Origin of the sequence: Methylobacterium currus (genome assembly GCF_003058325.1) — a bacterium.
Classification (GTDB): domain Bacteria; phylum Pseudomonadota; class Alphaproteobacteria; order Rhizobiales; family Beijerinckiaceae; genus Methylobacterium; species Methylobacterium currus.
In genome coordinates this window covers 1,960,114-1,986,001 of sequence record NZ_CP028843.1, presented here as the reverse complement: position 1 = coordinate 1,986,001, position 25,888 = coordinate 1,960,114, and the positions used below count along the sequence as shown (strand labels likewise).

Annotated in this window: 29 protein-coding genes; 18 read left to right on the top strand and 11 right to left on the bottom strand. The window is 72.4% G+C overall.

What is annotated here, in order from left to right; all coding sequences use genetic code 11:
* Positions 1-80: 80 nt before the first annotated feature.
* Both DA075_RS09275 and DA075_RS09270 read left to right on the top strand, forming a co-directional pair.
* Positions 81-785, top strand: coding sequence for a ribonuclease activity regulator RraA (locus DA075_RS09275; protein ID WP_099952949.1), 705 nt, complete (start codon positions 81-83; stop codon positions 783-785).
* Between the two features lie 27 nt (positions 786-812).
* Positions 813-1,601: a YdcF family protein gene (locus DA075_RS09270; RefSeq protein ID WP_099952948.1), complete on the top strand. Its 789-nt coding sequence runs from the start codon at positions 813-815 to the stop codon at positions 1,599-1,601.
* Positions 1,602-1,605: 4 nt separating this feature from the next.
* Here the strand turns inward: DA075_RS09270 and DA075_RS09265 are convergent, their stop codons facing one another.
* The 4 genes from DA075_RS09265 to DA075_RS09250 all read right to left on the bottom strand — a co-directional run bounded on the left by DA075_RS09265 (position 1,606) and on the right by DA075_RS09250 (position 3,373).
* Positions 1,606-1,869: a DUF3253 domain-containing protein gene (locus DA075_RS09265; protein ID WP_174800081.1), complete on the bottom strand. Its 264-nt coding sequence runs from the start codon at positions 1,867-1,869 to the stop codon at positions 1,606-1,608.
* Complete coding sequence (locus tag DA075_RS09260) at positions 1,859-2,566, bottom strand: DUF599 domain-containing protein (protein WP_099952946.1); 708 nt, start codon at positions 2,564-2,566, stop codon at positions 1,859-1,861. Before DA075_RS09260 ends, DA075_RS09265 begins: the two co-directional genes overlap by 11 nt.
* A gap of 11 nt (positions 2,567-2,577) precedes the next feature.
* Positions 2,578-2,892 carry an acylphosphatase gene (locus tag DA075_RS09255; RefSeq protein ID WP_099952945.1) on the bottom strand — a complete coding sequence of 105 codons (315 nt, stop codon included), beginning with the start codon at positions 2,890-2,892 and terminating at the stop codon, positions 2,578-2,580.
* A 70-nt stretch (positions 2,893-2,962) separates the two neighbouring features.
* The gene (locus tag DA075_RS09250) at positions 2,963-3,373 is read right to left on the bottom strand and encodes a hypothetical protein (protein WP_099952944.1); all 411 of its coding nucleotides are present in this window, start codon (positions 3,371-3,373) and stop codon (positions 2,963-2,965) included.
* Positions 3,374-3,639: 266 nt separating this feature from the next.
* Here DA075_RS09250 and DA075_RS09245 point away from each other — a divergent pair, with 266 nt between their 5' ends.
* The 3 genes from DA075_RS09245 to DA075_RS09235 are packed head-to-tail and all read left to right on the top strand — an operon-like array spanning position 3,640 to position 6,974.
* On the top strand, positions 3,640-3,984 hold the full coding sequence (locus tag DA075_RS09245) for a hypothetical protein (RefSeq protein ID WP_232385837.1): 345 nt from the start codon (positions 3,640-3,642) through the stop codon (positions 3,982-3,984).
* Positions 3,985-4,035: 51 nt separating this feature from the next.
* Positions 4,036-5,976, top strand: a complete 1,941-nt coding sequence (locus DA075_RS09240; RefSeq protein WP_099952942.1) for an AAA family ATPase — start codon at positions 4,036-4,038, stop codon at positions 5,974-5,976.
* Complete coding sequence (locus DA075_RS09235) at positions 5,973-6,974, top strand: hypothetical protein (protein WP_099952941.1); 1,002 nt, start codon at positions 5,973-5,975, stop codon at positions 6,972-6,974. The genes DA075_RS09240 and DA075_RS09235 overlap by 4 nt, the downstream gene beginning before the upstream one ends.
* A gap of 149 nt (positions 6,975-7,123) precedes the next feature.
* On the opposite strand, the gene DA075_RS09230 is transcribed toward DA075_RS09235, so the two are convergent.
* On the bottom strand, positions 7,124-7,804 hold the full coding sequence (locus DA075_RS09230) for a hypothetical protein (RefSeq protein WP_099952940.1): 681 nt from the start codon (positions 7,802-7,804) through the stop codon (positions 7,124-7,126).
* Positions 7,805-8,140: 336 nt separating this feature from the next.
* Here DA075_RS09230 and DA075_RS09225 point away from each other — a divergent pair, with 336 nt between their 5' ends.
* The 3 genes from DA075_RS09225 to DA075_RS09215 all read left to right on the top strand — a co-directional run bounded on the left by DA075_RS09225 (position 8,141) and on the right by DA075_RS09215 (position 10,529).
* Positions 8,141-8,923 carry a trna delta -isopentenylpyrophosphate transferase gene (locus DA075_RS09225; protein ID WP_099956509.1) on the top strand — a complete coding sequence of 261 codons (783 nt, stop codon included), beginning with the start codon at positions 8,141-8,143 and terminating at the stop codon, positions 8,921-8,923.
* A 185-nt stretch (positions 8,924-9,108) separates the two neighbouring features.
* The gene (locus DA075_RS09220) at positions 9,109-10,008 is read left to right on the top strand and encodes a dienelactone hydrolase family protein (protein WP_164712273.1); all 900 of its coding nucleotides are present in this window, start codon (positions 9,109-9,111) and stop codon (positions 10,006-10,008) included.
* A 110-nt stretch (positions 10,009-10,118) separates the two neighbouring features.
* Positions 10,119-10,529 (top strand): response regulator, encoded by a 411-nt coding sequence (locus DA075_RS09215; RefSeq protein ID WP_093566391.1) that lies wholly within the window; start codon positions 10,119-10,121, stop codon positions 10,527-10,529.
* A gap of 3 nt (positions 10,530-10,532) precedes the next feature.
* On the opposite strand, the gene DA075_RS09210 is transcribed toward DA075_RS09215, so the two are convergent.
* From DA075_RS09210 to DA075_RS09200, 3 genes are all read right to left on the bottom strand, one after another.
* Entirely contained in the window at positions 10,533-11,009 is a 477-nt protein-coding gene (locus DA075_RS09210; protein WP_099952939.1) for a RidA family protein, read from the bottom strand.
* Positions 11,010-11,149: 140 nt separating this feature from the next.
* Positions 11,150-11,593: a hypothetical protein gene (locus DA075_RS37020; protein ID WP_174800080.1), complete on the bottom strand. Its 444-nt coding sequence runs from the start codon at positions 11,591-11,593 to the stop codon at positions 11,150-11,152.
* A gap of 29 nt (positions 11,594-11,622) precedes the next feature.
* On the bottom strand, positions 11,623-12,741 hold the full coding sequence (locus DA075_RS09200) for an AI-2E family transporter (protein ID WP_099952938.1): 1,119 nt from the start codon (positions 12,739-12,741) through the stop codon (positions 11,623-11,625).
* 242 nt (positions 12,742-12,983) lie between these two features.
* On the opposite strand from DA075_RS09200, the gene DA075_RS09195 reads away from it, so the two are divergent.
* The 10 genes from DA075_RS09195 (at position 12,984) to DA075_RS09150 (ending at position 21,674) form a co-directional block, all read left to right on the top strand.
* Entirely contained in the window at positions 12,984-13,271 is a 288-nt protein-coding gene (locus DA075_RS09195) for an acyl carrier protein (RefSeq protein ID WP_048462449.1), read from the top strand.
* A gap of 25 nt (positions 13,272-13,296) precedes the next feature.
* The gene (locus DA075_RS09190; RefSeq protein WP_099952937.1) at positions 13,297-13,761 is read left to right on the top strand and encodes a 3-hydroxyacyl-ACP dehydratase FabZ family protein; all 465 of its coding nucleotides are present in this window, start codon (positions 13,297-13,299) and stop codon (positions 13,759-13,761) included.
* Complete coding sequence (locus DA075_RS09185) at positions 13,758-14,912, top strand: beta-ketoacyl-ACP synthase (RefSeq protein WP_099952936.1); 1,155 nt, start codon at positions 13,758-13,760, stop codon at positions 14,910-14,912. Before DA075_RS09190 ends, DA075_RS09185 begins: the two co-directional genes overlap by 4 nt.
* Positions 14,909-16,180, top strand: a complete 1,272-nt coding sequence (locus DA075_RS09180; RefSeq protein ID WP_099952935.1) for a beta-ketoacyl-ACP synthase — start codon at positions 14,909-14,911, stop codon at positions 16,178-16,180. Before DA075_RS09185 ends, DA075_RS09180 begins: the two co-directional genes overlap by 4 nt.
* Positions 16,177-16,959, top strand: a complete 783-nt coding sequence (locus tag DA075_RS09175) for an SDR family NAD(P)-dependent oxidoreductase (protein ID WP_232385843.1) — start codon at positions 16,177-16,179, stop codon at positions 16,957-16,959. The genes DA075_RS09180 and DA075_RS09175 overlap by 4 nt, the downstream gene beginning before the upstream one ends.
* Positions 16,960-16,970: 11 nt before the next feature.
* Complete coding sequence (locus tag DA075_RS09170; RefSeq protein WP_232385844.1) at positions 16,971-17,273, top strand: SH3 domain-containing protein; 303 nt, start codon at positions 16,971-16,973, stop codon at positions 17,271-17,273.
* Positions 17,274-17,565: 292 nt separating this feature from the next.
* Entirely contained in the window at positions 17,566-18,588 is a 1,023-nt protein-coding gene (locus DA075_RS09165) for a zinc-binding dehydrogenase (RefSeq protein ID WP_099952933.1), read from the top strand.
* A 165-nt stretch (positions 18,589-18,753) separates the two neighbouring features.
* Positions 18,754-19,737 (top strand): lipid A biosynthesis lauroyl acyltransferase, encoded by a 984-nt coding sequence (locus DA075_RS09160; RefSeq protein WP_099956507.1) that lies wholly within the window; start codon positions 18,754-18,756, stop codon positions 19,735-19,737.
* Positions 19,738-19,777: 40 nt separating this feature from the next.
* Complete coding sequence (locus DA075_RS09155) at positions 19,778-20,527, top strand: DUF1223 domain-containing protein (protein ID WP_099952932.1); 750 nt, start codon at positions 19,778-19,780, stop codon at positions 20,525-20,527.
* A gap of 109 nt (positions 20,528-20,636) precedes the next feature.
* Positions 20,637-21,674: an NADP-dependent oxidoreductase gene (locus DA075_RS09150; RefSeq protein WP_210207024.1), complete on the top strand. Its 1,038-nt coding sequence runs from the start codon at positions 20,637-20,639 to the stop codon at positions 21,672-21,674.
* A 7-nt stretch (positions 21,675-21,681) separates the two neighbouring features.
* Here the strand turns inward: DA075_RS09150 and DA075_RS09145 are convergent, their stop codons facing one another.
* From DA075_RS09145 to DA075_RS09135, 3 genes are read right to left on the bottom strand one after another with little or no spacing between them, the layout of a single operon-like run.
* The gene (locus tag DA075_RS09145; protein WP_099952931.1) at positions 21,682-22,917 is read right to left on the bottom strand and encodes an aminopeptidase; all 1,236 of its coding nucleotides are present in this window, start codon (positions 22,915-22,917) and stop codon (positions 21,682-21,684) included.
* A gap of 55 nt (positions 22,918-22,972) precedes the next feature.
* Entirely contained in the window at positions 22,973-23,284 is a 312-nt protein-coding gene (locus tag DA075_RS09140) for a DUF2218 domain-containing protein (RefSeq protein ID WP_174800078.1), read from the bottom strand.
* On the bottom strand, positions 23,281-25,638 hold the full coding sequence (locus DA075_RS09135; protein WP_099952930.1) for a xanthine dehydrogenase family protein molybdopterin-binding subunit: 2,358 nt from the start codon (positions 25,636-25,638) through the stop codon (positions 23,281-23,283). The genes DA075_RS09140 and DA075_RS09135 overlap by 4 nt, the downstream gene beginning before the upstream one ends.
* Positions 25,639-25,888 lie beyond the last annotated feature (250 nt).

The following is a 25,888-nucleotide window of genomic DNA, read 5'->3' as shown; positions in this document are numbered from 1 at the left end:
CATGCACTGACGGCGTGGCCGCCTGGCCCCGGATCGGCTAGGTCTCGATCCGTCCGATACCCCACGCCCCCGAAGGCCCGATGCCGCTCGACAAGACGCTCCTCGACGCCCTGCAGGCCGTCACCACCGCCACCCTCACCACCGTGCTCCTGAAGAAGGGCATCCGCCGCTGCTGGATGCGCGGGCCGATGCCGCGCTTCGCCGCCGGGCAGCGGGTGGTCGGTCCGGCCTTCACGCTCCGCTTCGTGCCGGCCCGCGAGGACCTGGCAACTCCCGAATCCTGGTCGAGCCCGACCTCGACCCGCGCGGCGATCGAGGCGATGCCGGAGGGCTGCATCGCGGTGGTCGACGCGATGGGGGTGCAGGATGCCGGCATCTTCGGCGACATCCTGTGCGCCCGGATGAAGAAGCGCGGCGTCGCGGCGCTCGTCACCGACGGCGTCGTGCGCGACGGCGAGGGCGTCGACGGCACCGGCCTGCCGGTCTGGTGCTCCGGCGTCGCGGCCCCGGCCTCGGTGGCGGGCCTGACCTTCGTCGGCTGGGGCGAGCCCGTCGGCTGCGGCGGCGTCGCGGTCTATCCCGACGACATCGTGGTGGCGGATGGCGACGGCGCGGTGCTGATCCCGGCGGCCTTGGCCGAGGAGGTGGCGCTCGCCGCCGTCGAGCAGGAGCGCCTCGAGCTCTGGATCATGCGCGAGGTCGACAAGGGCCTGCCCCTGCCGGGCCTCTACCCGCCGAACGCCGAGACCCGCGCCCGCTACGAGGCGGAGACCGGCGAGGCCTGATCTGCCGCTGGGCCGGGGGCCCTCCCGGTGTTCTTCGTGCTCTCGAAGGTGCTGTGGTTCCTCACGGCACCGTCGAACCTGCTGCTGCTCCTGGTCCTGCTCGGGGCAGGGCTGGCTTTGCGCTGGCCGCGCCTCGGCCTCGGCCTCTCGGCCGCCGCCGGCCTGACCCTCCTCGTCGGCGGCCTCTCGCCGCTGGCCTCCCTGGTGTTCGGGCCGCTCGAAGACCGGTTCCCGGCCTTCCGCGACGACGGCGCGCCGGTCGCCGGCATCGTGGTGCTGGGTGGCGCGGTCGAGACCGGGCTGTCGGCGGTCCGCGACCAGATGGTGCTCAACGATGCCGGCGAGCGCATGATCGCGCTCGGCGACCTCGCGCGGCGGTATCCCGAGGCGAGAATGGTCTTCGCCGGCGGGTCCGGCCGGCTCACCGGCGACGGTGCGGTGTCCGAATCGACGATCGTGCGCCGCCACGCCGCCTCCCTCGGCGTCGCGCCCGATCGGATCGCCTACGACGACAAATCCCGCAACACCCGGGAGAACGCCGCCTTCAGCGCCGCGCTGGCGAAGCCGAAGCCCGGCGAGCGCTGGCTCCTCGTCACCTCGGCCTGGCACATGCCGCGGGCGATGGGCTGCTTCCGCCGCGCCGGCTTCACGGTGACGGCCTACCCGGTCGATTACCGCACCGGCTCCGGCGCCGTCGCGCTCCACGCCACCGCGGGGGACGGCCTGTTCGAACTCGACATCGCGGTCCGCGAATGGCTCGGCCTCGTGGCGTACCGGGCGTCCGGCTACACGGAGGCGGTGTTTCCGGGGCCGTGATCCGTTACCGCGGCAGCGACAGCCGGTAGACCCCGCGAAAGTCGTCCGGATCCGCCACCACCTTGCCCTTGCGCAGGATGGCGATCCGGCCCTCCTTCATCAGCCGCACCGCCTGGCGGCGGACCGGCTGCATCAGCGGGCCCCAGCCGTCCGGGTGGGGGCCGCCGAGGGCGCGCGCGACCTCGGAGGGGCAGACGGTCTTGTCGGCCCCGCGCTCGGCGACGAGGCGCACCAGGGTGAGTTCGATCTCGTAATCGTCAGGAATCATCGTAATCCTGCAGGGCCCGGCGGGCGTCGGAGGCGAACTGGCGCTGCCACATCACGGTGAGCACCATCGCGGTGGTGACGAACAGCACATAGGCACTGACGAACCACCCGAGATAGGCCAGCGCGAAGAAGAACGCACGCTGCCCGCGATTGAAATGGCCGCCCGCCACCACGTTCATGGCGGCGGCCCGGCGTGCCGCCCGCTCGATCTTGGCCGGGTCGCCGTCGCGCGGCGGCACCGCGCCGATCAGGATGGCGCCGTAGTTGAACAGCCGGTAGGCCCAGGCGAACTTGAAGAAGGCGTAGACGAAGATCAGGGCGAGGCCCGCCACCTTGATCTCCCACACCGCCCGGGTCATCGGCGCCCCGAGGGGCAGGGTGGAGAACAGGGTCAGGGCGTCGTCGGCGGAACGCGACAGGGTGAGCGCGCTCCCCAGGGCGATCAGCGCCGTCGAGGCGAAGAAGGCGGTGCCGTTCTGCAGCGATGCGTTGATGGTGGTGTCGACCACCCGGTTCTCGCGCACGATCTGCTGGTCGGCCCAGGCATGGCGGTAGCGGTTCATCATGCCGTTGAGGCTGCGCTTGCCGCCCGACAGGTGCTCCACCGCGTAGGAATAGCCCCACCAGGCCGCCAGGAAGCAGACGAGGGCCGTGAGGTCGAAGAGCGAGAAGCTGCCGAAGCCGAGATCCGGGTTCATGCCGGGCCCCGTCACGCGGTCGGCAGGATCTGCACGCCGCGCGGGCGGGCGGCCTGCGGCGGCTCGGGGTCGAGATCCCGGACCGCGAGATCTTTGACTGCAAGATCCAGGACCCGCGCCCCGGGCGGGCCCTGGCGGCAGGCCTCGATCACCGCGACGATGGCCTCCGCCGGGCCGGCGAGATGCGCCTCGACGCTGCCGTCATGCCGGTTGCGCACGGTGCCGGAGAGGCCGCGGGCTTCCGCCACGCCCTTGGTCCAGGCCCGGTAGCCGACGCCCTGGACCCGGCCCCGGACGATGATCTCCACGCTGCGGTGTCCGCTCACGGCCGCCCACTCCCCGCACGATGTCGTCGGGGCGGGCTCTAGAGCATTTCCCCGCGGGAGGGGAGAGCGCTCAGGCGCTCGCCGCCACCAGGGGGCGGACCCCGACGCTCGCGCGCGGCGCCGGCGCCCGGAACCGCACGAGGTCGGCGAGCGGCACGAAGGCGTCCGGCGCGGCACCGCCGACCCGGGTGCCGAAGCCCAGCGCGAAGGAGAGGGTGAGCTTGCGGTCGGGCGCGATGCCGAAGGCGTCGAGCGCGGCGGTGAAGGCCTCGCGGAAGCTGCGCACGCCGCACCAGCTCTTCTCCGAGAGGTGGAGCGGCCATTCCCAATGGCCGTCCGGCCGCCGGGCATTCAGCGCGTCGCGCTCGATGAAGTAGCCGGTCTCCCGGTGCTCCAGGCCGTCCGCGTGGAGGCGCCAGTCCCGGTTCTCGAACAGCGGGGCAGCCTCGGCCACGTCGTCGTCCAGGCGGGTGGTCTCCATGCGGGTCTCCCAAGGTTCCGCCGCGACGCCGCGCCGCCTCCCGGATCGGCTCGCCGTGTGGAACATTTCCGGAACACTGGGCTGATTTGCACAGGTCGTCAACAGGCATCGACGAACATTTCTCGAACCCGCGCGGCGTTGCCAAAGCGCGGGCGGAATGCCACGTCACCCGGATCGGAAGCCGGCGCGGAGCCTCGACCGGGAGGTTGCGCCGGCGCCCGTCCGGGCGCGCTGTCTGCCTGCCCGGCGAGGGCGATCCCGCGGAGATGAACACGAGGAACCAGATGGAGCGCAGCCGCAAGGGCCAGGAGCCGGGTTCGCGGGAGCCGAGCCCCGACATCGAGGCGTTGCGCCGCCTCGAGGCGCTGCAGCCGGCCTACGAGCGCCTGCGCGCCGACCGGATCCGGGCCGAGAGCGACGTCGAGCGCCTGACCGCCGAGCTGGCCGCCGCCCGGGCCCAGGCCCGCGAGGAGCTGGGTACCGACGACGAGGCCGAGATCCGCCGGATGATCGAGGCGGCGCGGGCTGAGAATGCCCGCCGGGTCGAGGCCTTCGCGCAGGCCCTGCGGGCGGTCCAGGACCGCCTCGATGCCCTCGATCCGGGCCGCTGAGACGCCCGCCGCATGAGACGCCTGTGACGAGACGCCCGTGACGAGACGCCCGTGACCCCTGCCGACATCCAGGACGCGCTGACCCGCGCCGGCCGCCTGCTCGCCCGCCTGGAGGCGGCCCGCGACGGCGACCGGAAGGCGCTCGCGGAGCGCACGAGGCTCGTCGCCGCCGCCAAGGGACGTCTCGCCCAGCGCGACGCCGTCGACACCTACCTGCGCGAGTTGCAGCAGGACGCCAACCGGCGCAGCGTCGCGACCTTCGAGACCCTGCTCACCGCCCTGGTCCAGGAGGTGCTGCCCGGCGAGAAGCCGGTACGCCTGGACCTCACCACCGAGCGCGGCCTGCCGGCCCTCGATATCGGGGTCGAGCGCCCGGATGGCGGGCGCGAGGACGTGCTGGAGGACAATGGCGGCGCGATGACCAACGTGGTCGGCATGGCGCTCCGCCTGATCGCTGTGGTCAAGGCCGGCGTCGGCCGCTTCCTCGCCCTCGACGAGGCCGATTGCTGGATCGCGCCGGAGCGGGTGCCGGCCTTCTACCGGGTGCTCGACGACGGCGCCGCCCGGCTCGGGGTGCAGTGCCTGGCGATCTCGCATCACGACGTGGCGGGGTTCGATGCGGGCCTGACGGTGAGCCGCATCGCCGGGCGGCCCGAGACCGGGGTCGCGATCGAGGGGCCGGCCGGCACTTGCGCGGCGCAGTGGACGCCCGGGATGCCGGGCTTCCGCTTCATCCGCCTGATCGACGTCCAGGGTTTTCGTGATGCGACCCTGCCGCTCTCGCCCGGCGTCAACGCCCTCGTCGGCCCCAACAACCACGGCAAGTCGACGGTGATCCGGGCCCTGCGCGCGGTCTTCTATGGCGAGGTGCGGGACAGTCTTGTGCGGGCCGGCGCCGGTTCGGCACGGGTCGAGATCGGCGTCGCCCATGGCCGGACCCTGCGCTACGTCCGGCAGCCGAAGCGCACCCCGGTCAACCTGTGGTCGCTGCATGAGGCGGACGGGACGCTGGTGCAGGAGAACGGCACGACCCTCGAGACTGGCGGCCGCGACGTGCCTCCCTGGGTCGAGCACCTGTTCGGCATCACCCGGGTCGAGGAACTGGACGTCCACGTCGCGCACCAGAAGTTCCCGGTCTTCCTGCTCGGCGAGAAACCGGCCCGGCGCTCGGCGGTGCTGTCGATCGGCCGCGAAGCCGGGCTGATCCGCGACATGCAGGCGCTGCAGCGCGAGCGCGTCACCGAGGACCAGCGCACGATCCGCGAGGGCGAGCGCGAGATCACCCGCCTGCGCGAGGCGCTCGCCGCCCTCGAGGGTCTCGACGCCCTGGCGGAGGCGCTGCACGGCCTGCACGACCAGGCCGGCGCTCTCGCGGAGGAGGCCGCGCGCCTGCGCGAGCGAGCGGCCCTGGCGGATCGGCTGTCCCGCGCCGCCCGCCTCGCGACCGGCGCCGCCGCCCGGGCGCGGGCGCTCGCGGATTTGCCGGGGCCGGAGGTCGGGGCCGAGCTGGGACGGTCTCTCGCCGAGGCCCGCAACCGCGAAGCCCTCGGCCGCCGGGTCCTCGTCGCCGCCGCCGGTCTCGCCGCCGCGCAGGGGCGGGTGGTGGCCTTGGCGGACCTGCCGCCGGAGGCGCCGCCGCCGCGCGACATGCGCCACGCCGCCGCCCACGCCGCCCGGTTGCGCCGCCTGGCGCGCGACCTCGCTGCGGCGGAAGGCCGGGCCCGGGCCCTGCGCGACCTGCCGGCGCCGCCCGCGCCGGTGCTGCGGCCCGACGCGGCGGCGACCGCCCGGCGCCTCGCCGAGATCGGCCGCCGCCTCGCGGAGGCCGAGGCCCGGGAGATGTCGGCCCGCGACGGCCTCGCGGCGGCGGAGGCCGAGATGGCGGAGGTCCTGGCCTCGACCGGCGGGCGCTGCCCGGCCTGCGGCACGCCCGCTGCGCCCGCCTCCCTCCTCGCCGGCCACCGCCACGCCCGGACCGGGGAAGCGGCATGATCCTCGGACGCGAGCGGCTCGACGCCGCGCCGGTCGAATGCGCCGGCCTCCTCGTCATCGGCGATCCGCACGTCTCGTCGCGCCGGCCCGGCCGGCGCAAGGACCCGGACTGGCCGGCACCGGTCCTGGCCAAGCTCGAGCATTGCGTGGCGCTCGCCAACGACCGCGACCTCGCGCCCCTGCTGCTGGGCGACCTGTTCGAGCGGCCGGTCGAGCCGGACGAGAGCCTGAAGTCGCGCCTGATCCGGATCCTCAAGGGCTTTCGCCATCGCCCGCTCGCCAATGTCGGCAACCACGACATCCGCCACACCCGCCTGTCCGACGGCGACAGCCTGGCGATGCTGGCGGTGAGCGACGTCCTCGACGCGGTGCCGGAATCCGGCCCGGCGGCGCATTACCGGGTGGACGGACGGCTGATCGGACTCGGCGCCACGCCTTTCGGGCAGGCGATCCCGTCGGAGGCGCGCGGGCTCTTCCCGGGGGCCGATCACGTCGTCTGGCTCACCCATCACGACCTCGCCTTCGGGGCGGGCTATCCGGGCGCGGTGCCGCCGGAAGCGATCCGTGGCTGTGCCCTGGCCCTCAACGGCCACGTCCACAAGCGTCACGCCGCCGTGCGGATCGGCGACACGCTGTGGTTCAATCCCGGCAACATCACCCGCGGCTCGATCGACCTGATCGCCCACGTCCCGGCCGCCTTCGTGCTGTCGGGCGACCTCTCGCTCAGCGAGGAGCGGCTGCCCCACGCCGCGGACGTGTTCGACCTCACCGGCCGTCAGGTCGCCGCCGATGCCTCGCCGGAGGCGATCGGCCGGGTCGAGAGCGCCTTCGTCTCCCTCCTCCAGGCCGAGACCACCACCGACCTCGCGCGCAGCGACGACGGCGCCCTGATCCGCGAGGAGATCGAGGCGAAGTTTTCTCGCGATCAGACCCCGGAACCGGTGCGGGCGGCGATCCGCTCGCTGGTCGAGGCGGCGGTGACGAAGAGAGGGCTTTGAGGCGATTCGGTTTTTGGCGAAAGTGCCCACCGGCCCCTTTGGCATTCTTCGCCTCATCCCGAGGCTCGACGAAGTCGAGAACCCGGGATGACTTTGAGAGTTGCCGGTAATCGTGCCGGATCAACCAACGCGACCGGTCGAATAGGCTCTCAAAAGCCGAACGGATCCGGGTGCGGCAGTGCCCGCCGCCGCACCGGCGTCTCCGGCAGGATCGGCCGGCTGATATCCACCGCCACCAGCCCCTCGACGGCGAGGGCCAGCACCGCGGCAACGCCGTCCTGGGCGTTGATCGCCATGGCGGCGCACTCGACGAGGCGGCCGGTGCCGCATTCGTCGAGATGGTGCAGGATCCGCACCCGGTCGCCGGCGGAAACGTAGGTGCGGCGGCAGGCCATGATCAGGCGCACGGTCGAGATGCGCGGCTCGGCCCGCAGGGTCGCGGCGCTCTCGATGACGAAGCGGCGGCCGTCCTCCGCCACCATCGGCTCGCCCGCCACGTAGGCCGTGCGGAAGGGGTGACGCCCGAGATCGCCCTCGGCCACCACGTCGACGAGCAGGCCCGGCTCGTCGGTGCGCACCTGCTCGAAATCGGCGGCGTGCTCGACGATCGCGTCGCCGAGCGTCAGGCGAACCGGGGCCGGGGCGGCGCGCAGGCGCTCCACCGCCGGGTCGAGGGCGGCGATGGCGAGGAAATCCGCCACCAGGGCCGGGCGCGGCACCGCCGGCGCGAGGGTGGCGCCGCGCCGGGGCGGACCGCCTCGCACGGCGCTGCGGCGCTGGCCCGGGCGGTCGAGCAGCGTCGACGGATCGAGGAGGGCGGGGGTGCTCATGCGGGGCTCCGGGGCGGTGAGCGGCGTCGGTCCGCCGTCATGCCAAAGTTCTATAGCCGTGACTCTTTAGGAACATTTAGCGAACATACCCGTCCCCGGCAACGCCGCCGCAATCGTCGCCGTGACAGCGAAGCCGTTCCGGGCGGGGGATCGTCTGCGCCGGCGACGAGGCCGCGCGAGAGCGCGACACAACATCATTCGCCGACAGCGATTCTTCTGGCATCGGCATCGCGAAAACGCTCGCGCATCACCATATGCCGTGATAGAGAACAAATGTGGAACCGGCCGATTCCCCCGCCCGTCCGGAGCCGCTGTCAGCAGGTGAGATCGATCGAGATGAGTGCAACCACGGACAAGCAGATCGCGGACATCCTCGCCACCTACGGCGAGCCCCTGGCCGGCAACGTCTGGCGCGTGCAGGGCACGGCCGTGATCTATCACAAGGCCCTGGAGCGGATCGCCGTGCAGGCCCGCATCCGCTTCGACGCCCCGGTGATCGTGCGGGCGGAGCGGGACGAGGCGGTGATCCTGGTGACCGGCCACATGCCGGGCCCGAACGGCGACCGCACCGAGTGGTCGATCGGCGAGGCGCTGATCGGCGTGAACTACCGCGTCTCCGGCCGCCAAGCGGCCTACGTCTTCGCCATGGCGGAGAAGCGGGCCAAGGACCGGGTGATCCTCAAGCTCGCCGGCCTGCACGGCCTGCTCTATTCCGAGGACGAGGCCGACGAGTTCAAGGCGAGCCGGCCCGATCTGGTGGCGGCGAACTCGGCGGCGAACCAGTCGCGCAAGCCCGAGCCGATGCGCGAGCCGCGCGAGACCGAGGAGGCCGAGCGGGACACCGAGGCCGCGAACGATTCCGACGCGTCGCGCGCCGGGGAGGAGCCCGGCCGGGCCGAGGCCGCCTCGTCGGAAGCGGAGCTGACCGCCCGCATCGATGAGGCCCAGTCGATCAATGCGGTGACCGACCTGATGCTCGCCCCCGAGACGCAAGCGGCGCTGGCCGCGATGCCGCCGGGGGTCCGGGACGAGGTGCGCGAGCACGCCAAGGCCCGGCTCGTCGCCCTCGGCTGGCCGGCCCGCAGCAACGCCAAGTCCCGCAAGGCGGCGGTGGCGTGATCGCCGGCGCGGTGCCGCTCCCTGAGGGCCGTCCGTTCGCGCGGGCGGCCCTCATCGTCTGGCCGGATCACTCGCACCTGACCGGATCGTGACCGTGGACGGCAGGTGTTCGCGCTTGCCCTCGCGAGCCCCGCACGCATGATCGCGCGCCGGCGCGAACGGCGGCCGGGACGGGAGGAGACGCGATGGCAACGAGCGACGACGCGCGGGCGAGTGGATCGAACGATCTCGAGCAGCTCGACGGCCTGGTGATCCCGCCCTTCTCCCGGCGCGGCTTCGTGATGACGAGCCTGATGACCGGCCTCACGCTCGCCACCACACGGGTCGAGGCGCAGGCCATCCACACCGACGAGACCGGCATCGTCGCGGGCGAGGTGCGGATCCCGGTCGGCGACGGGCCGATGCCGGCCTACCGGGCGATGCCGCAGGGCCCCGGGCCGTTCCCGATCGTCCTGGTGGTCGAGGAGATCTTCGGGGTCCACGACTACATCAAGGACATCTGCCGGCGGCTCGCCAAGGCCGGTTACACCGCGGTGGCACCGGAGCTGTTCGCCCGCCAGGGCGACGTCTCCAAGATGACCGACGTGCAGGAGATCGTCCGCGAGGTGGTGTCGAAGACGCCGGACGCGCAGGTGATGGGCGACCTCGACGCCACCGCCGCCTGGGCGGCCGCCGAGGCCAAGGGCGATGCGGGCAAGCTCGGCATCACCGGCTGGTGCCGAGGCGGGCGCACCGTGTGGCTCTACGCCGCCCACAGCGCCAGCCTGAAGGCCGGCGTCGCCTGGTACGGCAATTTCGGCGGCAACCGCACCGCCATCCAGCCGAAGACCGCCGCCGACGTGATCCCGGACATCCGCGCGCCGATCCTCGGCCTCTACGGCGCCGCCGATACCGGCATCCCGGTCGCCGACGTCGAGAAGGCGCGCGTCGCCGCGAAGGAAGCGGGCAAGACCGTCGACATCGTGATCTTCCCGGACGCGCCGCACGGCTTCCATGCCGATTACCGCCCGAGCTACCGCAAGGGGCCGGCGGAGGAGGGCTGGGGGCGGATGCTGGCGTGGTTCCGCGATCACGGCGTCGCCTGATTTCTCCGAGGCGTTGCGGCGAGCCTTGCATTGCCGCAACACCTCGGGAAGGATGAACACAGGGTCCCGGGAGCTATGCAACCAGTGGGCCGCAAGCTCGTTCCCTGCACATGACCGAGTCCAGCGCCGCCGCGAAGACACAGCCCGTGATCCTGGTCGTCGAGGACGAACCGGAGGAGCGTTTCCTCGCGGCCACGCTGCTGGAGGAAACCGGCTTTCGCGTCATCGAGGCCGAGACCGCCGAGAAGGCCCTCGCGATCCTGCGCGAGCGCGGCGACGAGGTGAACGTCGTCTTCTCGGACGTGCGGACACCGGGCCAGATCGGCGGCTTCGAGCTGGCGCGGATCATCGGCGTCACCTGGCCGCGGGTCCACGTGCTGCTCACTTCCGGCGATGCCGGCGACCAGCCGAGCGACCTGCGCATGTCGGCCACCTTCATCCCGAAGCCCTGGCGCGCCCTCGACATCCTGACCCTGGTCGAGCAGGCCGCCGGCTACCACACCGGCGGCGACGCGCACTAACCGTCATCTTACCTCGAAGATCCCGTCGACCTCGACGCTCGCATTGGCCGGCAGGCTGGCGACGCCGATGGCCGTGCGGGCGTGGCGCCCGGCCGCGCCGAACAGCTCCGCCATCAGGTCGGAGGCGCCGTTGACCGCCTTCGGCACGTCGGGCCAGCCCTGGTTCACCTGCACGAAGCCGCCGAGGCGGTGACAGCGCACCACCCGGTCGAGATCGCCGTCGAGGGCGAGGCTCAAGGATGCCAGCAGGTTCAGCGCGCAGAGCCGCGCCGCCTCCCGGCCGGTGGCGACGTCGGTCACCGGCCCGGTGAAGCGCACCTCGCCCTCCCACTCGCAGATCTGCCCGGCGAGCCACAGGGTCGCGCCGATGCGCGAGAACGGCAGGAAGGCGCCGCGGGGCTCGGGCACGCGCGGCAGCGCGAGGCCGAGGGCGGCGAGCCGGCGGGCGGGCTCGCCGCGCAGGGTGGGGGCTTGGGTCATGGGCGCCTCGCAGGATGGGTGCGGGTCATCGGTTTCCGCCTGATCCGTTCGAGTGAGAATGGGGTACATCTCCCCTTTCCCACACGGGACGGGGGAGCCCGCGCTCTGTGCGTGTCGGGGTAGAGCAGGCGGAAATCGAATCAGTAACCGCGCGCGCCGGGGATCGGCGGCGGGACGACGAAGACGCCACCGGGCGAGGGCGGGGCTGAGGGCACGATGACCGGACCGTAGGATGGGGAGCCGTAGCGGTCGTCGCGTTCCGTCCGGAACCGATCGTCCCGCCAGCTTTCCGCCGCGCGGCGGTCGCGACCGTCCCGGTCGCGGCCGCGATCGACATCGCGATCCCGGTCGCGGCGCCGGGGCATGATCTCGCCCGGGTCGCGGCTCTCGTAAGCCCGTCGGTCGCGCCGGTCGCGATCCGGGAGGCCGTCATCGTCGTCGCTGCGGAAGCGCGGGGCGTCCGCATCGCGCCGGCCGTACCCGTCGTCGCTCCGCCGGACATGTGAGCGGTCGTCGTCCCACTGCGCCGCGGCGGGACAGGCGGACAGGCCGGCGAGCAGGGCCGCGGCGAGCAGGAATCTCATCGGGAAGGACCGTCCTCAGGAGGGGCGAATCAGGCGACGGGCTGATCGTCTCCCGCCGTATACTCGCGCCACAGCAGCACCAAGGCCGCCATCACGGCGGGCCCCAGGAAGAGGCCGAGCAGCCCGAAGCTCTCGACGCCGCCGAGGATGCCGAGCAGCACCCAGAGGAAGGGCAGGCGGGTGGCGCCGCCGATCAGGACCGGGCGGACGAAGTGGTCGGCCACGAAGGTGACGACGAGGCCGGCCGCCGCCACGACGATCGCCGCCGTGACGCCCCCTTGCGCGGCGGCGAGCAGGGCGGCGAGGCCGAAGGCCACGGGAGCGCCGAACGGGATCATCGCGGCAAGCGCCGTGAAGGCGCCGAGCAGGACCGGATGCGGCACGCCGGCGAAGTAATAGACCAGGCCGAGCAGAAAGCCCTCGCCGAGGCCGACCAGCACCAGCCCGTCCACGGTGCCGTGGACCGAGGCCGCCATCTGGCGCGCCACCCGCTCGCCCCGCGGGCCGAAGAGCCGGCGCGCCGCCGAGAGACCTTGCGCGGCGAGCGCCGGCCCGTCGCGGAACAGGAAGAACAGGGTCAAGAGCGTGAAGCCGAACAGCACCGCCCGGTGGACGATCTGGCTGCCGAAGGTACGCCCGAAGCCGACCAGCGACGAGTGGCTGATCGACTGGTCGACGCGCTTGAGCACCTCGGACGAGCCCTGCGGATGGCTGAGGTTCTCCTGCCACCAGGCCGAGACCTGGGCGGCGCCGTAGGGCAGGCGGGCGACGAAATCCGGCACCGGCCAGCCCTGCTCCTCGATCTGGCGCCAGAACGCGACCGCGTCGTGCGCTTCCCGTGCCGCCTGGATGGCGACGACGATCAGCGGCACCAGGATCACCAGGGCCACCGCCAGGGTGAGGAGGGCCGGCCACAGGATGTTGTGCTTGCCCGGCCGCTTGATCCGCACCAGCCGCTCGCGCAGGGGCCACAGGGCGATGACCAGGATCACCGCCCAGACCAGAGCTGGCAGGAAGGGATGCAGGATCCAGATGCCGAGGGCGCCGAGCGCCACGACGAGGGCGGCGCGGGCGAAGGCCGCGGTACCGGCCGCTTCAGGCGGCGGAGCGACCGGGGCGGGGCCGGTCGGAGGCTTCACGTGTTCCATGCCGGACTCATCCTCGCATCCGCGACACGGATGCGTCATCCGACCTGACCTAGGGCAGCGGCGCCCTCGCGGAAACGCCGCGCGGTTGCCGGCCCGCCCCCCCTCGTGTATGCGGGCCCCTCGACCGGGCCAAGGCCCGGTGGACCCTTTTTCGGGTAGGCGGTTTCGTGGCCGGGGCGCGGGCGGTGCCCGGAGGTCGCGCCGTTCGAGCCAGACCTCAGCAGGAAGACGGCTGCACGTCCATGTCCGACACTTTCGACCGCGTCGCCACCATCATCGCCGACGTCGCCGACATCCCGCGCGAGACGATCACGCCGGAGAGCCACGCCATCGACGATCTGGGCATCGACAGCCTGGCCTTCCTCGATATCGCGTTCGAGATCGACAAGACCTTCGGGATCAAGCTGCCCCTCGAGCAGTGGACCCAGGAGGTCAACGAAGGCAAGGTTCCGGCCGAACAGTACTTCGTGCTGAAGAACCTCTGCGAGCGCATCGACGGCCTGGTGGCCGAGAAGGCCGCCAAGGTCTAACTCGGACTTAAAGGCGGTCGCGGGGATGCGCCTCGAATATTTCGACATGATCGACCGGGTCGTGAGCCTCGACCGCGAAGGCGGGCGCCTCGCGGCGCTCGCCACCGTGCCGATGGCGAGCCCGGTCTTCGAGGGGCATTTCCCCGGCCACCCGCTGGTGCCGGGCGTGCTCCTCACCGAGACGATGGCGCAGGCCTCGGGCTACCTGCTGCTGGCCCGTGCGTCGTTCAGCCACATGCCGTTCCTGATGGGCGTCGACAAGGCGCGCTTCCGCTCCTTCGTCGGCCCCGGCGCCGTGCTGGAGGTCGAGGCGAGCCTGGAGCATGACGGCTCGGGCTATGCCGTGACCAAGGCGGCGATCCGGGCCGAGGGCAAGCCGCTCTGCAACGCCGAATTGCGGTTCAAGACCATGCCGTTCCCGGATGGGCTCGACGCGCCGATGCGCGAGCGCGCCGCCCGCATCGGCCTCCTCGACGGAGCGGAATCGTGACACGAACGGTCCAAACCCGTCCCGTCGTGGTCACGGGCCTGGGGCTCGTTTCCTGCGCCGGCGAGGGCGTCGAGGCGCATCTCGCGGCCTATCGGGCCGGCAAGGCGCCCCGCACCGACGCGGAGACCTTCGCGCCGTATCCGGTGCACCCGGTCGCCCCTCTGGTCCTCGACGGGCAGATCCCGAAAAAATCCGATCAGCGGCAGATGGAGCCGTGGCAGCGCCTCGGCGTCTACGCCGCCGGCCTCGCCCTCGACGCGGCCGGCGCCAAGGCGGATGGGGCCCTCAAGGCGGCCATGCACCTCGTGGTGGCGGCGGGCGGCGGCGAGCGCGACTACGCGGTCGACGGCCAGATCCTGACCGGCCTGCGCAACGCGGCCGATCCCGGCCCCTACCTCAACGAGCGCCTGCAGAACGACCTGCGGCCGACGCTCTTCCTCGCCCAGCTCTCGAACCTGCTCGCCGGCAACATCGCCATCGTGCACGGGGTCACCGGCGCCTCGCGCACCTTCATGGGCGAGGAATCGAGCGGCGTGGATGCGCTGCGCATCGCGCAGGCCCGCATCGCCGCCGGCCAGCTCGACATCGTCCTCGTCGGCGGCTCGTACAACGCCGAGCGGGCCGACGTGCTGCTGATCCACGAGATGGGCGGCTTTCTCCGCAAACCCGATTACCGCCCGGTCTTCGCGCGCGGCGACGCCCCCGGCTTCATCCTCGGCTCCGGCGCCGCCTTCCTGGTGCTGGAGGCCGAGGAGCACGCGGAGAGCCGCGGCGCCCGGGCGCTGGCGCGGCTCGACGCAGTGGCGAGCGACCGCACCCGGCGCCGCGACGGCAGCGTCACGGACAGCCTGGCGCATCTCTGGCGGAAGGCCGGGCTGGCCGAGCCCGACGCCGTGATCTCGGCCGCCACCGGCTGCGCCGGCATCACGGGCGAGGAGCGGGACGCCCTGACGACCCTCGCGCCGCAGGCGCCGGTCCGGGCTCTCGGCGACCTCACCGGCCACACGTTGGAGGCCGCCGCGCCCTTCGGCGCCGCCATCGCCGCCGCCCTGGTGGCGGGGGGCGAAGCCCGCGAGGTCGCCGTCACGGCGGTCGGCCATCGCCGGGGCGAGGGCGTGCTGCGCGTCACCACCACAGGGGAAGGCCGATGAGCCGCGACCGCGACGCGATGGGCCGGCCGCTGGTGGCGGTCACCGGCATCGGCGTGGTGACCTCCCTGGGCCAGGGCGTCGCCGACAACTGGGCCGCCCTGACCGCGGGGCGCTCGGGCATCCACGCCATCACCCGCTTCCCGACCGAGGGCCTGCGCACCCGCATCGCCGGCACGGTCGACTTCATCGCCGCCGACCCGATGGTGGCGCCGCTCCTCTCCCAGCGTTTCGCCGAGGCCGCCGCGGATGAGGCGGTGGCGCAGGCTGGCCTCTCGGGCGATTTTCCCGGCGCGCTGTTCATGGCGGTGCCGCCGGTCGAGATCGAGTGGCCGCAGCGCCAGGCGCTGGCCGAGGCCGCCGGGACGACCGGCGACGTCACCTATGCCGACCTGCTGCGGGCCGCAGGCAGCCGGCGTTTCGACGACTGGCACGACCTGTTCATCTTCGGCACGGTGGCCGACCGCATCGCCGACCGCTTCGGCACCAAGGGCTCGCCGATCTCGCTCTCGACCGCCTGCTCGTCGGGCGCGACCGCGATCCAGCTCGGTGTCGAGGCGATCCGGCGCGGAGAAGTCGAGGCGGCGCTCTGCATCGGCACCGACGGCTCGGTGAACCCGGAATCGCTGATCCGGTTCTCGCTGCTCTCCGCCCTCTCGACCCAGAACGACCCGCCGGAGGCCGCCTCCAAGCCCTTCGCCAAGAACCGCGACGGCTTCGTGATGGGCGAGGGCGCCGCCGCCCTGGTGCTCGAGGATGCCGCACGCGCCCGGGCCCGGGGCGCCCGCATCCTCGGCTACGTGCTCGGCTGCGGCGAGAAGGGCGACGGCTTCCACCGCACCCGTTCGAGCCCCGACGGCGCGCCGGTCGTCGCGGCGATCCGGGCGGCCCTCGACGATGCCGGCCTGCATCCCGACCGGATCGACACGGTGAACGCCCACGGCACCGGCACGCCGGAGAACGACAAGATGGAGGCGATGGGCTGCCTCGCGGTGTTCGGAGAGCGCATGCGCGGCGTGCCGATCTCGTCCAACAAGTCGATGATCGGCCATACGCTCACCGCCGCCGGCGCGGTCGAGGCGGCGTTCTCGCTCCTGACCATCGCGCATGGCCGGGTCCCCCCGACCCTGAACTACGCCGTGCCCGATCCGGCCATCCCCCTCGACGTGGTCACGACCGCCCGGGACGTGCCGGTGACGACGGTCCTGTCGAACTCCTTCGGCTTCGGCGGCCAGAATACCTGCCTGGTGTTCGGGGCGGAGCCGGTATGAGCACGCAAGGCATGGGCACGACGTCGCACAACCGGCGCGTCCTTGTCACCGGGGGCGGGCGGGGCCTCGGCGCCGAGATCGTCCGGGCGCTCGCGGCCTCGGGCCACGACGTCGACTTCACCTATCGGGGCTCGCGGGAGGCGGCCGAGGCGCTGGCGCTGGAGCTGACCGCCCTCCATCCCGCGCAGCGGATGCGGCCCCACCCGCTCGACCTCGCCGACAAGGCGGCGCTCGACGATTTCTGCGCCGTGATGGAGGGCGAGGCGCTCTTCGGCCTCGTCCACAATGCCGGCCAGCCCTGCGACAGCCTCGCGGCGGTGCTCGACCAGGACCGCGCCGAGGCGGCGATGCAGGTCAATTTCTGGTCGCTCACCCGCCTCGCCAAGGCCCTGGTGCGGCCGATGACCCGGGCCAAGGCCGGGCGCATCGTGGCGATCGGCTCGGTGGCGGCACTCCGGGCCAATCCGGGCAACGCGGCCTACGCCGCCACCAAGGGCGCGCTCATCGCCTATTGCCGGACGCTGGCGATCGAATCGGCGCGGCGCGGCGTGACCGTCAACGTGGTGGCGCCCGGCTTCATCGACACCGACATGATGGCGCCCTACGCCGCCCATCGCGCCGGGATGGAGAAGCAGATCCCGGCCGGGCGCTTCGCCGCACCGGCGGAGGTGGCCGATCTGGTCGCATTCCTGCTGAGCCCCGGGGCGGGCTACATCACCGGCGCGGTGCTGCCGGTGGATGGCGGGCTCACCGCGATGATGGGCATCCACCGCAGCTGACGAAACGGACCATGCGGCACCCTCTCGCGCGCGCCGCCGCGGCGGCGGCCTTCCTCCTCGTTCCGGCGTCGGTCCAGGCGCAGGATTTCGGGAGACTCGAGTTCTTCCGGGTCGAGGGGCTGCCCCCGGGCGACACGCTCAGCATCCGCGAGGCGCCGGACGCCGATTCGCCGGCCCTCGGCCAGGCCCCGTCCCGGGGCCGCTTGCGCGGCTTCGGCTGCACCAACGACACCCCGAGCGGGCTGACCTGGTGCCGGGTGAAGCTCGGCCCGATCGTCGGCTGGGCGCGGCGGCGGTACCTGACGCCGGAATGAGGCGGCGTTGTCGTCTTGGTTCCGTCGGTCTAAGTCCCGTTCGAGACATTGGCGCGGGATCGCCTCTCCCGTGCGGGAGAGGGGTAGGGGTGAGGGTGGCTCGGCTTCCGCAATGACCCTGGACCGTCGAGCTGCGCAGCTCGACGCTTGGTGTGTGTTCTGAACCCGAGCCGCCTTCACCCCTGACCCCTCTCCCACACGGGAGAGGGGGGACCGCGACAGCCTTGGACCATCGCGCCTGCGCCGCGGGTCGAGTGCGCGAGACCGTCCCGCGAGACACGATAGGACCCTGATGAAAGCCCTCCAGCTTTTCGGCGACCGCGACCTGCGCCTGATCGAGGTCCCGGACCTCGATCCCCCCGGCCCCGGCGAGGTGCAGATCCGGGTGCGCGCCGTGGGCCTCAACTTCATCGACGTGTGGGGCTTTCGCGGCATGGCCTTCGCCAAGCGCAAGCTGCCGCTCACCGTCGGGGCCGAGGCCGCCGGCGAGATCGCCGCGCTCGGCGAGGGCGTCGAGGGCTTGAGCGTCGGCGACAAGGTGGCGCCCTACGGCGCGCTCACCTGCGGCCGGTGCCGCGCCTGCCGCGAGGGCCGCGACAACCTCTGCGAGGAGGTCGGCGGGGTGCTCGGCTTCCACGTCGACGGCTTCGCCCGCGATTGCGTCAACCTGCCGGCGCGCCTCGTCGTGCGGGTGCCCGACGCCGTGAGCTTCACCGATGCGGCCTGCGCGCCGGTCGCCTTCGGCACGGTGCAGCACATGCTGTTCGACAACGCGAAGCTCGAGCCCGGCGAGACCATCCTGGTCCATGCCGGCGGCTCGGGCATCGGCACGACCGCGATCAAGATGGCGAAGGCGATCGGCTGCACGGTGTTCACCACCGTGGGCGACGACGCCAAGGGCGAGAAGGCGAAGGCCCTCGGGGCCGACCACGTCATCAACTACCGCACGGAGCGCTTCGAGGGCGAGGTGCGCAAGGCGACGAAGCGCAAGGGCGTCGACGTCGTCTTCGAGCATGTCGGGCCCGAGACCTGGAACGGCTCGCTGCTCTGCCTGAAGCGCGGCGGGCGCCTCGTCACCTGCGGGTCGACCTCCGGCGTCTCCACCACCATGAACCTGATGCAGCTTTTTCAGCAGCAATACCGCATCACCGGCTCGTTCGGCTGCCGCATCGCCAACATCCGCGACGCGCTCGCCAAGATGGCGGATGGGATGAACCCGGTGATCGACACCGTGCTGCCGCTGGCCGATTTCGCGCAAGGCTTGGAGCGGCTCGAGTCGCGCAAGGTGTTCGGCAAGATCCTCGTCACGCTGTGACGCCCTGAACGGCACGATCTTGCAAGAAGTGCGCGGGCGTGACCCGCGCGCTCTTGCGCAAACCGGTCGGGCAGGAGAAGAGGCGACGTGCAGGGCGCGACGATCCTGCGCGATTCCGCCTGTTTGCCGTCGTCCTCCTGCCCCGGAATGCTTCGTGAGATCGTCGTGCTGCGCCTGAAGCTGAGGCTCTACCGCGCCCTGTCCCGCCTCGCCGGCCTGCCGATGGTCTTCCTGGTGCGCGCCCTGTTCGGGCTGGCCCGCCGGCTCGGCCCGGCCCGTGCCGCGGCGGCGGGGGCGGCGATCGCCCGGGCGATCGGGCCCCGGCTGCCCTCGCACCGCACGGCGCTCAAGAACCTGCGCCAATCGTTCCCGGAGAAGAGCGAGACCGAGATCGCCGCCATCGCGCTCGGGTCCTGGGACAATCTCGGCCGCACCGGGGCCGAGTACGCCCATCTCGCCGAGATCTTCGACTACGATCCCTCCGCCACGACGCCGGGACGGATCGAGGTCGAGGGCATCGAGCATTTCTTCGGTTTGCGCGACGACGGCAAGCCGGGGCTGATCTTCTCGGCCCATCTCGGCAATTGGGAGCTGCCGGCGATCTGCGCCGCCCGCTTCGGCCTGGAGGCGAGCGCGGTCTTCCGCCCGCCGAACAGCCCGGCCGCGGCCCAGCTGGTGCAGGAGGTGCGCCGCGCCACGATGGGCGGCCTGACCGCGGCCGGGCCGGGCGCCGCCTTCGCGATGCAGGGGGTGGTGGAGCGCGGCGGCCATCTCGGCATGCTGGTCGACCAGCACTTCACCCGCGGCGTGGTGGTGGATTTCCTCGGGCATCCGGCCCTCGTCAACCCGCTGCTGGCCAAGCTCGCCCGGCACTACGATTGCCCGGTCCACGGGGTCCGGGTGATCCGGCTGCCGGGCGACCGGTTCCGCCTGGAGCTGACCCCCGCCCTCGACCTGCCGCGGGACGCGAGCGGGGCGGTCGACGTGCGGGGTGCCATGCAGGCGATGAGCGACGTGATCGCCGGGTGGGTGCGCGAGCAGCCCGAGCAGTGGCTGTGGATGCACCGGCGCTGGCGCCCGGCGATGCTGCCCCGTGCGGCCGCCCCGGCACCCGCCACCCCCCTCCCGCAGTCCCAGGCCTCAAGCTAACGTGACTTCTCTCCGCCCGCCGCCCGGGTGTTGATGACGCATGATGCGTGCCCCCTCCCACCGCCTGCTCGCCGGCCTGGTCCCGGCCTGCCTCGGCCTTCTCGGCCCGGCGGCGCGTGCCGAGGAGGCTTCGCCGCGGGCGGTGGTCGAGCTGTTCACGAGCCAGGGCTGCTCCGCCTGCCCGCCGGCGGACCGCCTGGTGAACGAGCTGGCGCGCGATCCGGGCGTGATCGCCCTGACCCTGCCGGTGACCTACTGGGACTATCTCGGCTGGAAGGACACGCTGGCCAGCACCTCGTTCACCGCGCGCCAGCGCGCCTATGCGGGCATGCGCGGAGACCGGCAGGTCTTCACCCCGCAGGCGGTGGTGAACGGCGCCGCGACGGTGGTCGGCTCCGACCGGGCGGCTCTGGAGCGCAGCATCCGCGATCCCGGCACCGCGGCGAGCCTGCCGGTGCCGATCCATAGCGAGGCCGCCCAGGACCGGATCGTGATCGAGGTCGGCGCAGGCCGCGAGGCCGGCCGCACCGCCGAAGTCTGGCTGCTGCCGGTCGCCCGCACCCGCGAGGTCGCGATCGGGCGCGGCGAGAATCGCGGCCGCACCGTCACCTACCGCAACGTGGTGCGGGGCATGCACCATGTCGGCTCCTGGCGCGGCGCGTCGGCCCATTACGAGGTGCCCCGTGCCGCGCTGGCGGTCGCCGATGCCGATTCCTACGTCGTGGTGCTCCAGGCCGAGAATAACGGGCCGGGGCGGATCCTCGGGGCTGCCAAGGGACCGGGCTTGTGAGAGTCTGTTCGACCTCGATGACAGAGTCGATCCCGTTCACCGCCTCAGGGTGAGGTCGCGAATGGGATGGAGCGGCGCCGGAAGAATGCGCCGCCAGGAGGAGACGCGCTTGACCGGACCGACCGACATTCCCGCCTACACCCTGCCCGCGCGCAACCGGCGGGTCCTGCTCGCCCGCCGACCGACCGGCATCCCGCAACCCGACGATTTCAGCCTCGACGCCGTCCCGGTGCCCGAGCCGGGTCCGGGCGAGATCCTGGTGCGCAACCTCTATCTCTCGGTCGATCCGGCTCAGCGCGGCTGGGCCAGCGCGGAGGCCAACTATTCGCAGCCCGTGCCCCTCGGCGGGCCGATGCGGGCGCTGGCGGTCGGGATCGTGGTGCGCTCGAACAGCCCCGGCGTCGCCGAAGGCGAGATCCTGTACGGCTGGTTCGGCTGGCAGGATTACGCCGCCGTGCCGGTCTCGGCGATCTTCCGGCGCTGTGCCGAGGCGGTGCCGCTCTCGGCTCATGCGGGCCTGCTCGGCCTCAACGGGCTCACCGCCTATCTGGGGCTGATCGTGCTCGGCCGGCCGCGATCCGGAGAGACGGTGATGGTCTCGACCGCCGCCGGCGCCGTCGGCAGCCTCGTCGGCCAGATCGCCCGCAACCTCGGCTGCCGCCCGATCGGGCTCACCGGCAATGAGGCCAAGGTCGCCCGCTGCCGCGAGGCGTTCGGGTATGCGGCCGCCTACAACTACCGCACGGAGGACTGGGCCGCCGCGCTTGCCCGGGAGGCACCGGACGGCGTCGACGTCTATTTCGACAATGTCGGCGGCCCGATTCTCGACGCGGCGATCCGCCGGATGGCGGTCGGCGGTCGGATCGTCCAGTGCGGCACCGCCTCGGTCGCGAGCTGGACCGAGACGCCGACCGGGCCCCGCGTCGAGCGCGAGATCCTGACCCGGCGCCTCGTCTGGAGCGGTTTCGTGGTCCTCGACCACAAGGCCCGGTTCGAGGAGGCGGTGGCGGAGCTGGCGGAGTGGTACGGCCAAGGCCGCATCACCCTCGACGAGGACATCTCCGAGGGCATCGAGACCGCCCCCGGCGCGATCGCCTCGCTCTACCGCGGCGAGAATCGCGGCAAACGCCTCATCTTCGTCGGCTGACGGGTCGTCAGTCGACCCACTCGCCCCGGCGCATCAGCGGCTCGGACCGACCCTCCGGCGTCACCCCGTCGACGTCGACCTCGGCCGAGCCGATCATCCAGTCGATATGGATCAGGCTGCGGTTGGCGCCGCGCGCAGTCAGGTCCTGCTCGCTCAGGCCGGCGCCGCCATTGCGAAAACACTTGCTGTAGGCCTGGCCGAGCGCGATGTGGCTCGCCGCGTTCTCGTCGTAGAGGGTGTTGCAGAACAGGAGCCCCGAGGCCGAGATCGGCGAGGAGGCCGGCACCAGCGCGACCTCGCCGAGGCGGCGCGCGCCCTCGTCGGTGTCGATCACCTTCGCCAGCACGTCGGCTCCGGTGCGGGCCCGCGATTCGACGATGCGGCCCTCCTCGAAGCGCACCGCGATCCCGTCGATCAGCGTGCCCTGGTAGGAGAGGGGCTTCGTCGCGCTGACATAGCCCTGCACCCGCATCTTGTGCGGGGTGGTGAAGACCTCCTCGGTCGGGATGTTGGCGTTGCAGGTGATCCCGTTCTTCGCCGTGGTGGCGCCGCCGCACCATTCGTGATCGTCGGCCAGCCCGACGGTCAGGTCGGTGCCGGGGCCGCGGAAGTGCAGGGCGGCGTAGCGGCGCTCATTGAGAGAGCGGGTGCGGTCGCTGAGCGCCCGGTTGTGGGCCTCCCAAGCACCGACCGGATCCGGCCCGTCGACCCGCGAGGCGGAAAAGATCGCGTCCCACAGCCGGGCGACCGCCTCGTCCTCGGGCAGCTCCGGGAACACCGTGCGGGCCCAGGCCGGCGTCGCCGCCGAGACGATGGTCCAGTTGGTGGCGAAGTTGGCGATCTGCTCCAGGGCCGGCATGTAGGCTTTCGACCGGGCGCGGTTGGCGCGGGCCACCTTGTCCGGGTCCTGGCCGGCGAGCAGCGACGGGTCGTCGCCCGAGATGGCGAGCCGTGCGGCACCGCCGCGATAGGCGCTCGCCATGCCCTCGTAGAGCCAGCCGGCGGCGCGGTCGAAGGCGTCGTCGTGGCCGTGCTCGAAGCGCGCCAGCGTCGCCTGGTCGTCGGCGAGCAAGGTCGTCACCACCGAGGCGCCGGCCTTGTAGGCCTGGACGGTGATGCGGCGGGCGAGCGGCAGCGCCTCGAGGGGCGCCGTCATCACCAATTCCTGCCCGGGCCGGAGCCCGAGCCCGACCCTCACGGCGACCTCGGCGAGCCGGTCGAGGCGGGCGTCGTGCGTGCTCATGCGAATGTCGTCTCCTGCGGACGAAGCCTGTGCTGGACGCCCCAAGTGTGGGGTCTCACCCCACCCGCGTCCAGGCGATGCCGCCCAGATCCTCCCGGAAGGCGAAGCGGGCGAGGTGCTCGGCCACCACGCCCTGCATCCGGGTCAGTGCCTCGAGGTCCGGCGCCTCGACCCGCAGGGTCAGGCCCTCCGGGTCGGCCTCGGCGGTGAAAAGACGGCCCTCCCCGAACGGCACCACCCCGCGCTCCGGCGAGACCGTCGTGTCGGGGAACTTGTGGCTCCAGTGCTTGCACAGCTGGGTCAGGTAGCGGCTCCCATTCGCCGTATCGACACGGGCCTGCGCCGCCAGGGTCACGGGCCCGCTCACGCGGCATCCCCCGTCTCTTGCAGCGCCGACCAGATCGCCTGCGGCGTCGCCGGCATGTTGATGTGGCGGATGCCGCGGGGACGCAGGGCATCGACGAGGGCGTTCATCACCGACGGCAGCGAGCCGGCGCAGCCCGCCTCGCCGCAGCCCTTCACCCCGAGCGGGTTGGTGGTGGCGGGCACCGCGTGGCTCTCGAAGCCCATGAACGGCGCGTCGGAGGCCCGGGGCAGGCAGTAATCCATGAACGAGCCGGTCACGAGCTGGCCCTGCTCGTCATAGGCCGTGCGCTCCATCAGCGCCTGGCCGATGCCCTGGACCACGCCGCCATGGAGCTGGCCCTCGACCAGCATCGGGTTCACCAGCGTGCCGAAATCGTTGACGGTGGTGTAGCGCACGACCGTCGCGACGCCGGTCTCCGGATCGACCTCGACCTCGGCGACGTGGCAGCCGTTCGGGAAGGCCGAGGGCGATTCCTTGTGGGTGTGGGCGACGTCGAGGCTTTTGGGCGCCGCCGGGTCGGGGAGGCCCGCCCGCACCTTGGCGGCGAGCTCCAGGAGGCCGATGCCCCTGTCGGTGCCCGCGATGGTGAAGCGGCCCTCGCGGAACTCGATGTCGGCGGGACCGGCCTCGAGCACCGAGGCCGCAGCCTCGCGGCCCTTGGCGATCACGAGGTCGCCCGCTTCCACCAGGGCCGTGCCGCTCGCCATCAGCGACTTCGAGCCGCCGGTACCGCCGCCGGCGATGAGCTGGTCGCTGTCGCCCTGGAGCAGGCGGATGCGGTCGAGCGGGATGCCGAGCCGGTCGTGCAGCACCTGGGCGAAGGGCGTCAGGTGGCCCTGGCCGTAATCGAGGGTGCCGGTGACGATCGTCACCGTGCCGTCGGCCTCGAAGCGGATGCCGCCCATCTCGTTCTGCGGCGGAGCCGTGATCTCGAGGTAGTCGCCGATGCCGATGCCCCGGAGCTTGCCCTTCGCCTCGCTCTCGGCGCGCCGGCCTGCGAACCCGTCCCAGTCGGCGGCTGCCAGGGCCCGGTCGAGCACCGCCGGGAAGTCGCCGCTGTCATAGGTGAGGCCGGACGGGGCCTTGTAGGGCATGTCGGCCGGGCGGATGTGGTTGCGGCGGCGCAGCTCCACCCGGTCGAGGTTCATCTCGGCGGCGGCGGTGTCGATGAGGCGCTCGATGAAGTAGTTGCCCTCGGGCCGCCCGGCGCCCCGGTAGGCGCCGATCGGCGTGGTGTTGGTGAACAGGCAGGCGACCTCCACGTCGAAGACGGGGGTGCGGTACACGCCGACCATGTTGCGGGCGATGTTCACGGTCTGGAACAAGGGCGCCAGCGGGTTGAGGTAGCCGCCCATATTGGCGCGGCCCTTGACCCGGAAGGCGAGGAGATGGCCCTCGGCATCGAGGGCGAGATCCGCCGTCACCGCGACGTCGCGGCCGTGATGGTCGGACAGGAAGCTCTCGGAGCGCAGGTCGGTCCACTTCACCGGCCGGCCGAGGCGCTTGGCGGCCTCCAGGAGCGGCAGGTATTCCGGGTAGACCGGCGCCTTCATGCCGAACGAGCCGCCGACATTGCCGGTGAGCACCCGCACCTTGTCGCGCGGCTGCTTCAGCACGCCGTCGGCGAGGTTGTTGCGCAGGCCGAACACCCCCTGCGAGCCGACATGAAGCGTGAAACGCCCAGCCTGCGGCTCGTAGACGCCGATCGCGGAGCGCGGCTCCATCGGGTTGATGACGAGGCGGTTGTTGAGGAGGTCGAGGGAAGCGACGTGGGCCGCCCTGGCGAAGGCCGCCTCCGTCGCTGCCTGGTCGCCGGTGCGGAAGTCGAGGGCGAGGTTGCCGGGCGCGTCGTCGTGGAGGAGGGGGGCGCCCTCGGCGGCGGCCTCGTCGGGCGTCGTCACGACGGGCAGGTCTTCGATGTCGAGCACCACCGCCTCCGCGGCGTCCCGCGCCTCGGCCAGGGTCTCGGCCACCACCAGGGCGACCGGCTCGCCGACATAGCGCACCCGGTCGAGGCTGAGGGAGGGATGGGCCGGCTTGCGCATCGGCGTGCCGTCCTGGTTCTTGAACGGCAGGGCGTTGCCGATCGTGCCGTACCCGTCGAGGTCGGCGGCGGTGATCACCGCGAGCACGCCGGGCATCGCCAGCGCGGCCTCCGCGTCGATACCGCGCAGGTGGCCGTGGGCGATCGGGCTTCGCACGAAGACGCCGTAGGCCTGGCCGTCGAGGGCGAGGTCGTCGGTGTAGCGGCCCTCGCCCCGCACCAGAACCGGGTCCTCGGCCCGCGGCACCGGCTGGCCGATGCCGAATTTCTGCGGAGTGGCGAAGTCGCGGGCGTCGGGACGGGCGTTCATGCCGGGGCTCTCCGGGATTCTTATGAGCGTGAGCTAGCAACTTGGCCAAGCCGTGCAAGACGCCAGCGGGCAGGCCACCCCGGCGCGCAGGGCACGGCTCGCGCGCGGGCGGTCATTCGCGCTAGATCCAGGCCAGGCGACCATAGGGCTGTTCGGGGCAGGACGAGACGCTGGATCCTTCTTTCCAGGCGGTCCTGGGCTTGCCCGGGATCGCTGCAAGGTGTGGGAGAGGGGGTCCCCGCCCGACCTT

Bases quoted from the DNA above. Each gene is read 5' to 3' on its own strand.
- DA075_RS09250 (WP_099952944.1), bottom strand. From the start codon at position 3,373: ATGGAGACCACCCGCCTGGACGACGACGTGGCCGAGGCTGCCCCGCTG.
- DA075_RS09230 (WP_099952940.1), bottom strand. From the start codon at position 7,804: ATGAGCACCCCCGCCCTCCTCGATCCGTCGACGCTGCTCGACCGCCCG.
- DA075_RS09165 (WP_099952933.1), top strand. From the start codon at position 17,566: ATGAAAGCCCTCCAGCTTTTCGGCGACCGCGACCTGCGCCTGATCGAG.
- DA075_RS09180 (WP_099952935.1), top strand. From the start codon at position 14,909: ATGAGCCGCGACCGCGACGCGATGGGCCGGCCGCTGGTGGCGGTCACC.
- DA075_RS09200 (WP_099952938.1), bottom strand. From the start codon at position 12,741: ATGGAACACGTGAAGCCTCCGACCGGCCCCGCCCCGGTCGCTCCGCCG.
- DA075_RS09195 (WP_048462449.1), top strand. From the start codon at position 12,984: ATGTCCGACACTTTCGACCGCGTCGCCACCATCATCGCCGACGTCGCC.
- DA075_RS09245 (WP_232385837.1), top strand. From the start codon at position 3,640: ATGAACACGAGGAACCAGATGGAGCGCAGCCGCAAGGGCCAGGAGCCG.
- DA075_RS09145 (WP_099952931.1), bottom strand. From the start codon at position 22,917: ATGAGCACGCACGACGCCCGCCTCGACCGGCTCGCCGAGGTCGCCGTG.
- DA075_RS09265 (WP_174800081.1), bottom strand. From the start codon at position 1,869: ATGATTCCTGACGATTACGAGATCGAACTCACCCTGGTGCGCCTCGTC.
- DA075_RS09260 (WP_099952946.1), bottom strand. From the start codon at position 2,566: ATGAACCCGGATCTCGGCTTCGGCAGCTTCTCGCTCTTCGACCTCACG.
- DA075_RS09190 (WP_099952937.1), top strand. From the start codon at position 13,297: ATGCGCCTCGAATATTTCGACATGATCGACCGGGTCGTGAGCCTCGAC.
- DA075_RS09210 (WP_099952939.1), bottom strand. From the start codon at position 11,009: ATGACCCAAGCCCCCACCCTGCGCGGCGAGCCCGCCCGCCGGCTCGCC.
- DA075_RS09175 (WP_232385843.1), top strand. From the start codon at position 16,177: ATGAGCACGCAAGGCATGGGCACGACGTCGCACAACCGGCGCGTCCTT.
- DA075_RS09215 (WP_093566391.1), top strand. From the start codon at position 10,119: ATGACCGAGTCCAGCGCCGCCGCGAAGACACAGCCCGTGATCCTGGTC.
- DA075_RS09155 (WP_099952932.1), top strand. From the start codon at position 19,778: ATGATGCGTGCCCCCTCCCACCGCCTGCTCGCCGGCCTGGTCCCGGCC.
- DA075_RS09170 (WP_232385844.1), top strand. From the start codon at position 16,971: ATGCGGCACCCTCTCGCGCGCGCCGCCGCGGCGGCGGCCTTCCTCCTC.
- DA075_RS37020 (WP_174800080.1), bottom strand. From the start codon at position 11,593: ATGAGATTCCTGCTCGCCGCGGCCCTGCTCGCCGGCCTGTCCGCCTGT.
- DA075_RS09225 (WP_099956509.1), top strand. From the start codon at position 8,141: ATGAGTGCAACCACGGACAAGCAGATCGCGGACATCCTCGCCACCTAC.
- DA075_RS09275 (WP_099952949.1), top strand. From the start codon at position 81: ATGCCGCTCGACAAGACGCTCCTCGACGCCCTGCAGGCCGTCACCACC.
- DA075_RS09135 (WP_099952930.1), bottom strand. From the start codon at position 25,638: ATGAACGCCCGTCCCGACGCCCGCGACTTCGCCACTCCGCAGAAATTC.
- DA075_RS09235 (WP_099952941.1), top strand. From the start codon at position 5,973: ATGATCCTCGGACGCGAGCGGCTCGACGCCGCGCCGGTCGAATGCGCC.
- DA075_RS09220 (WP_164712273.1), top strand. From the start codon at position 9,109: ATGGCAACGAGCGACGACGCGCGGGCGAGTGGATCGAACGATCTCGAG.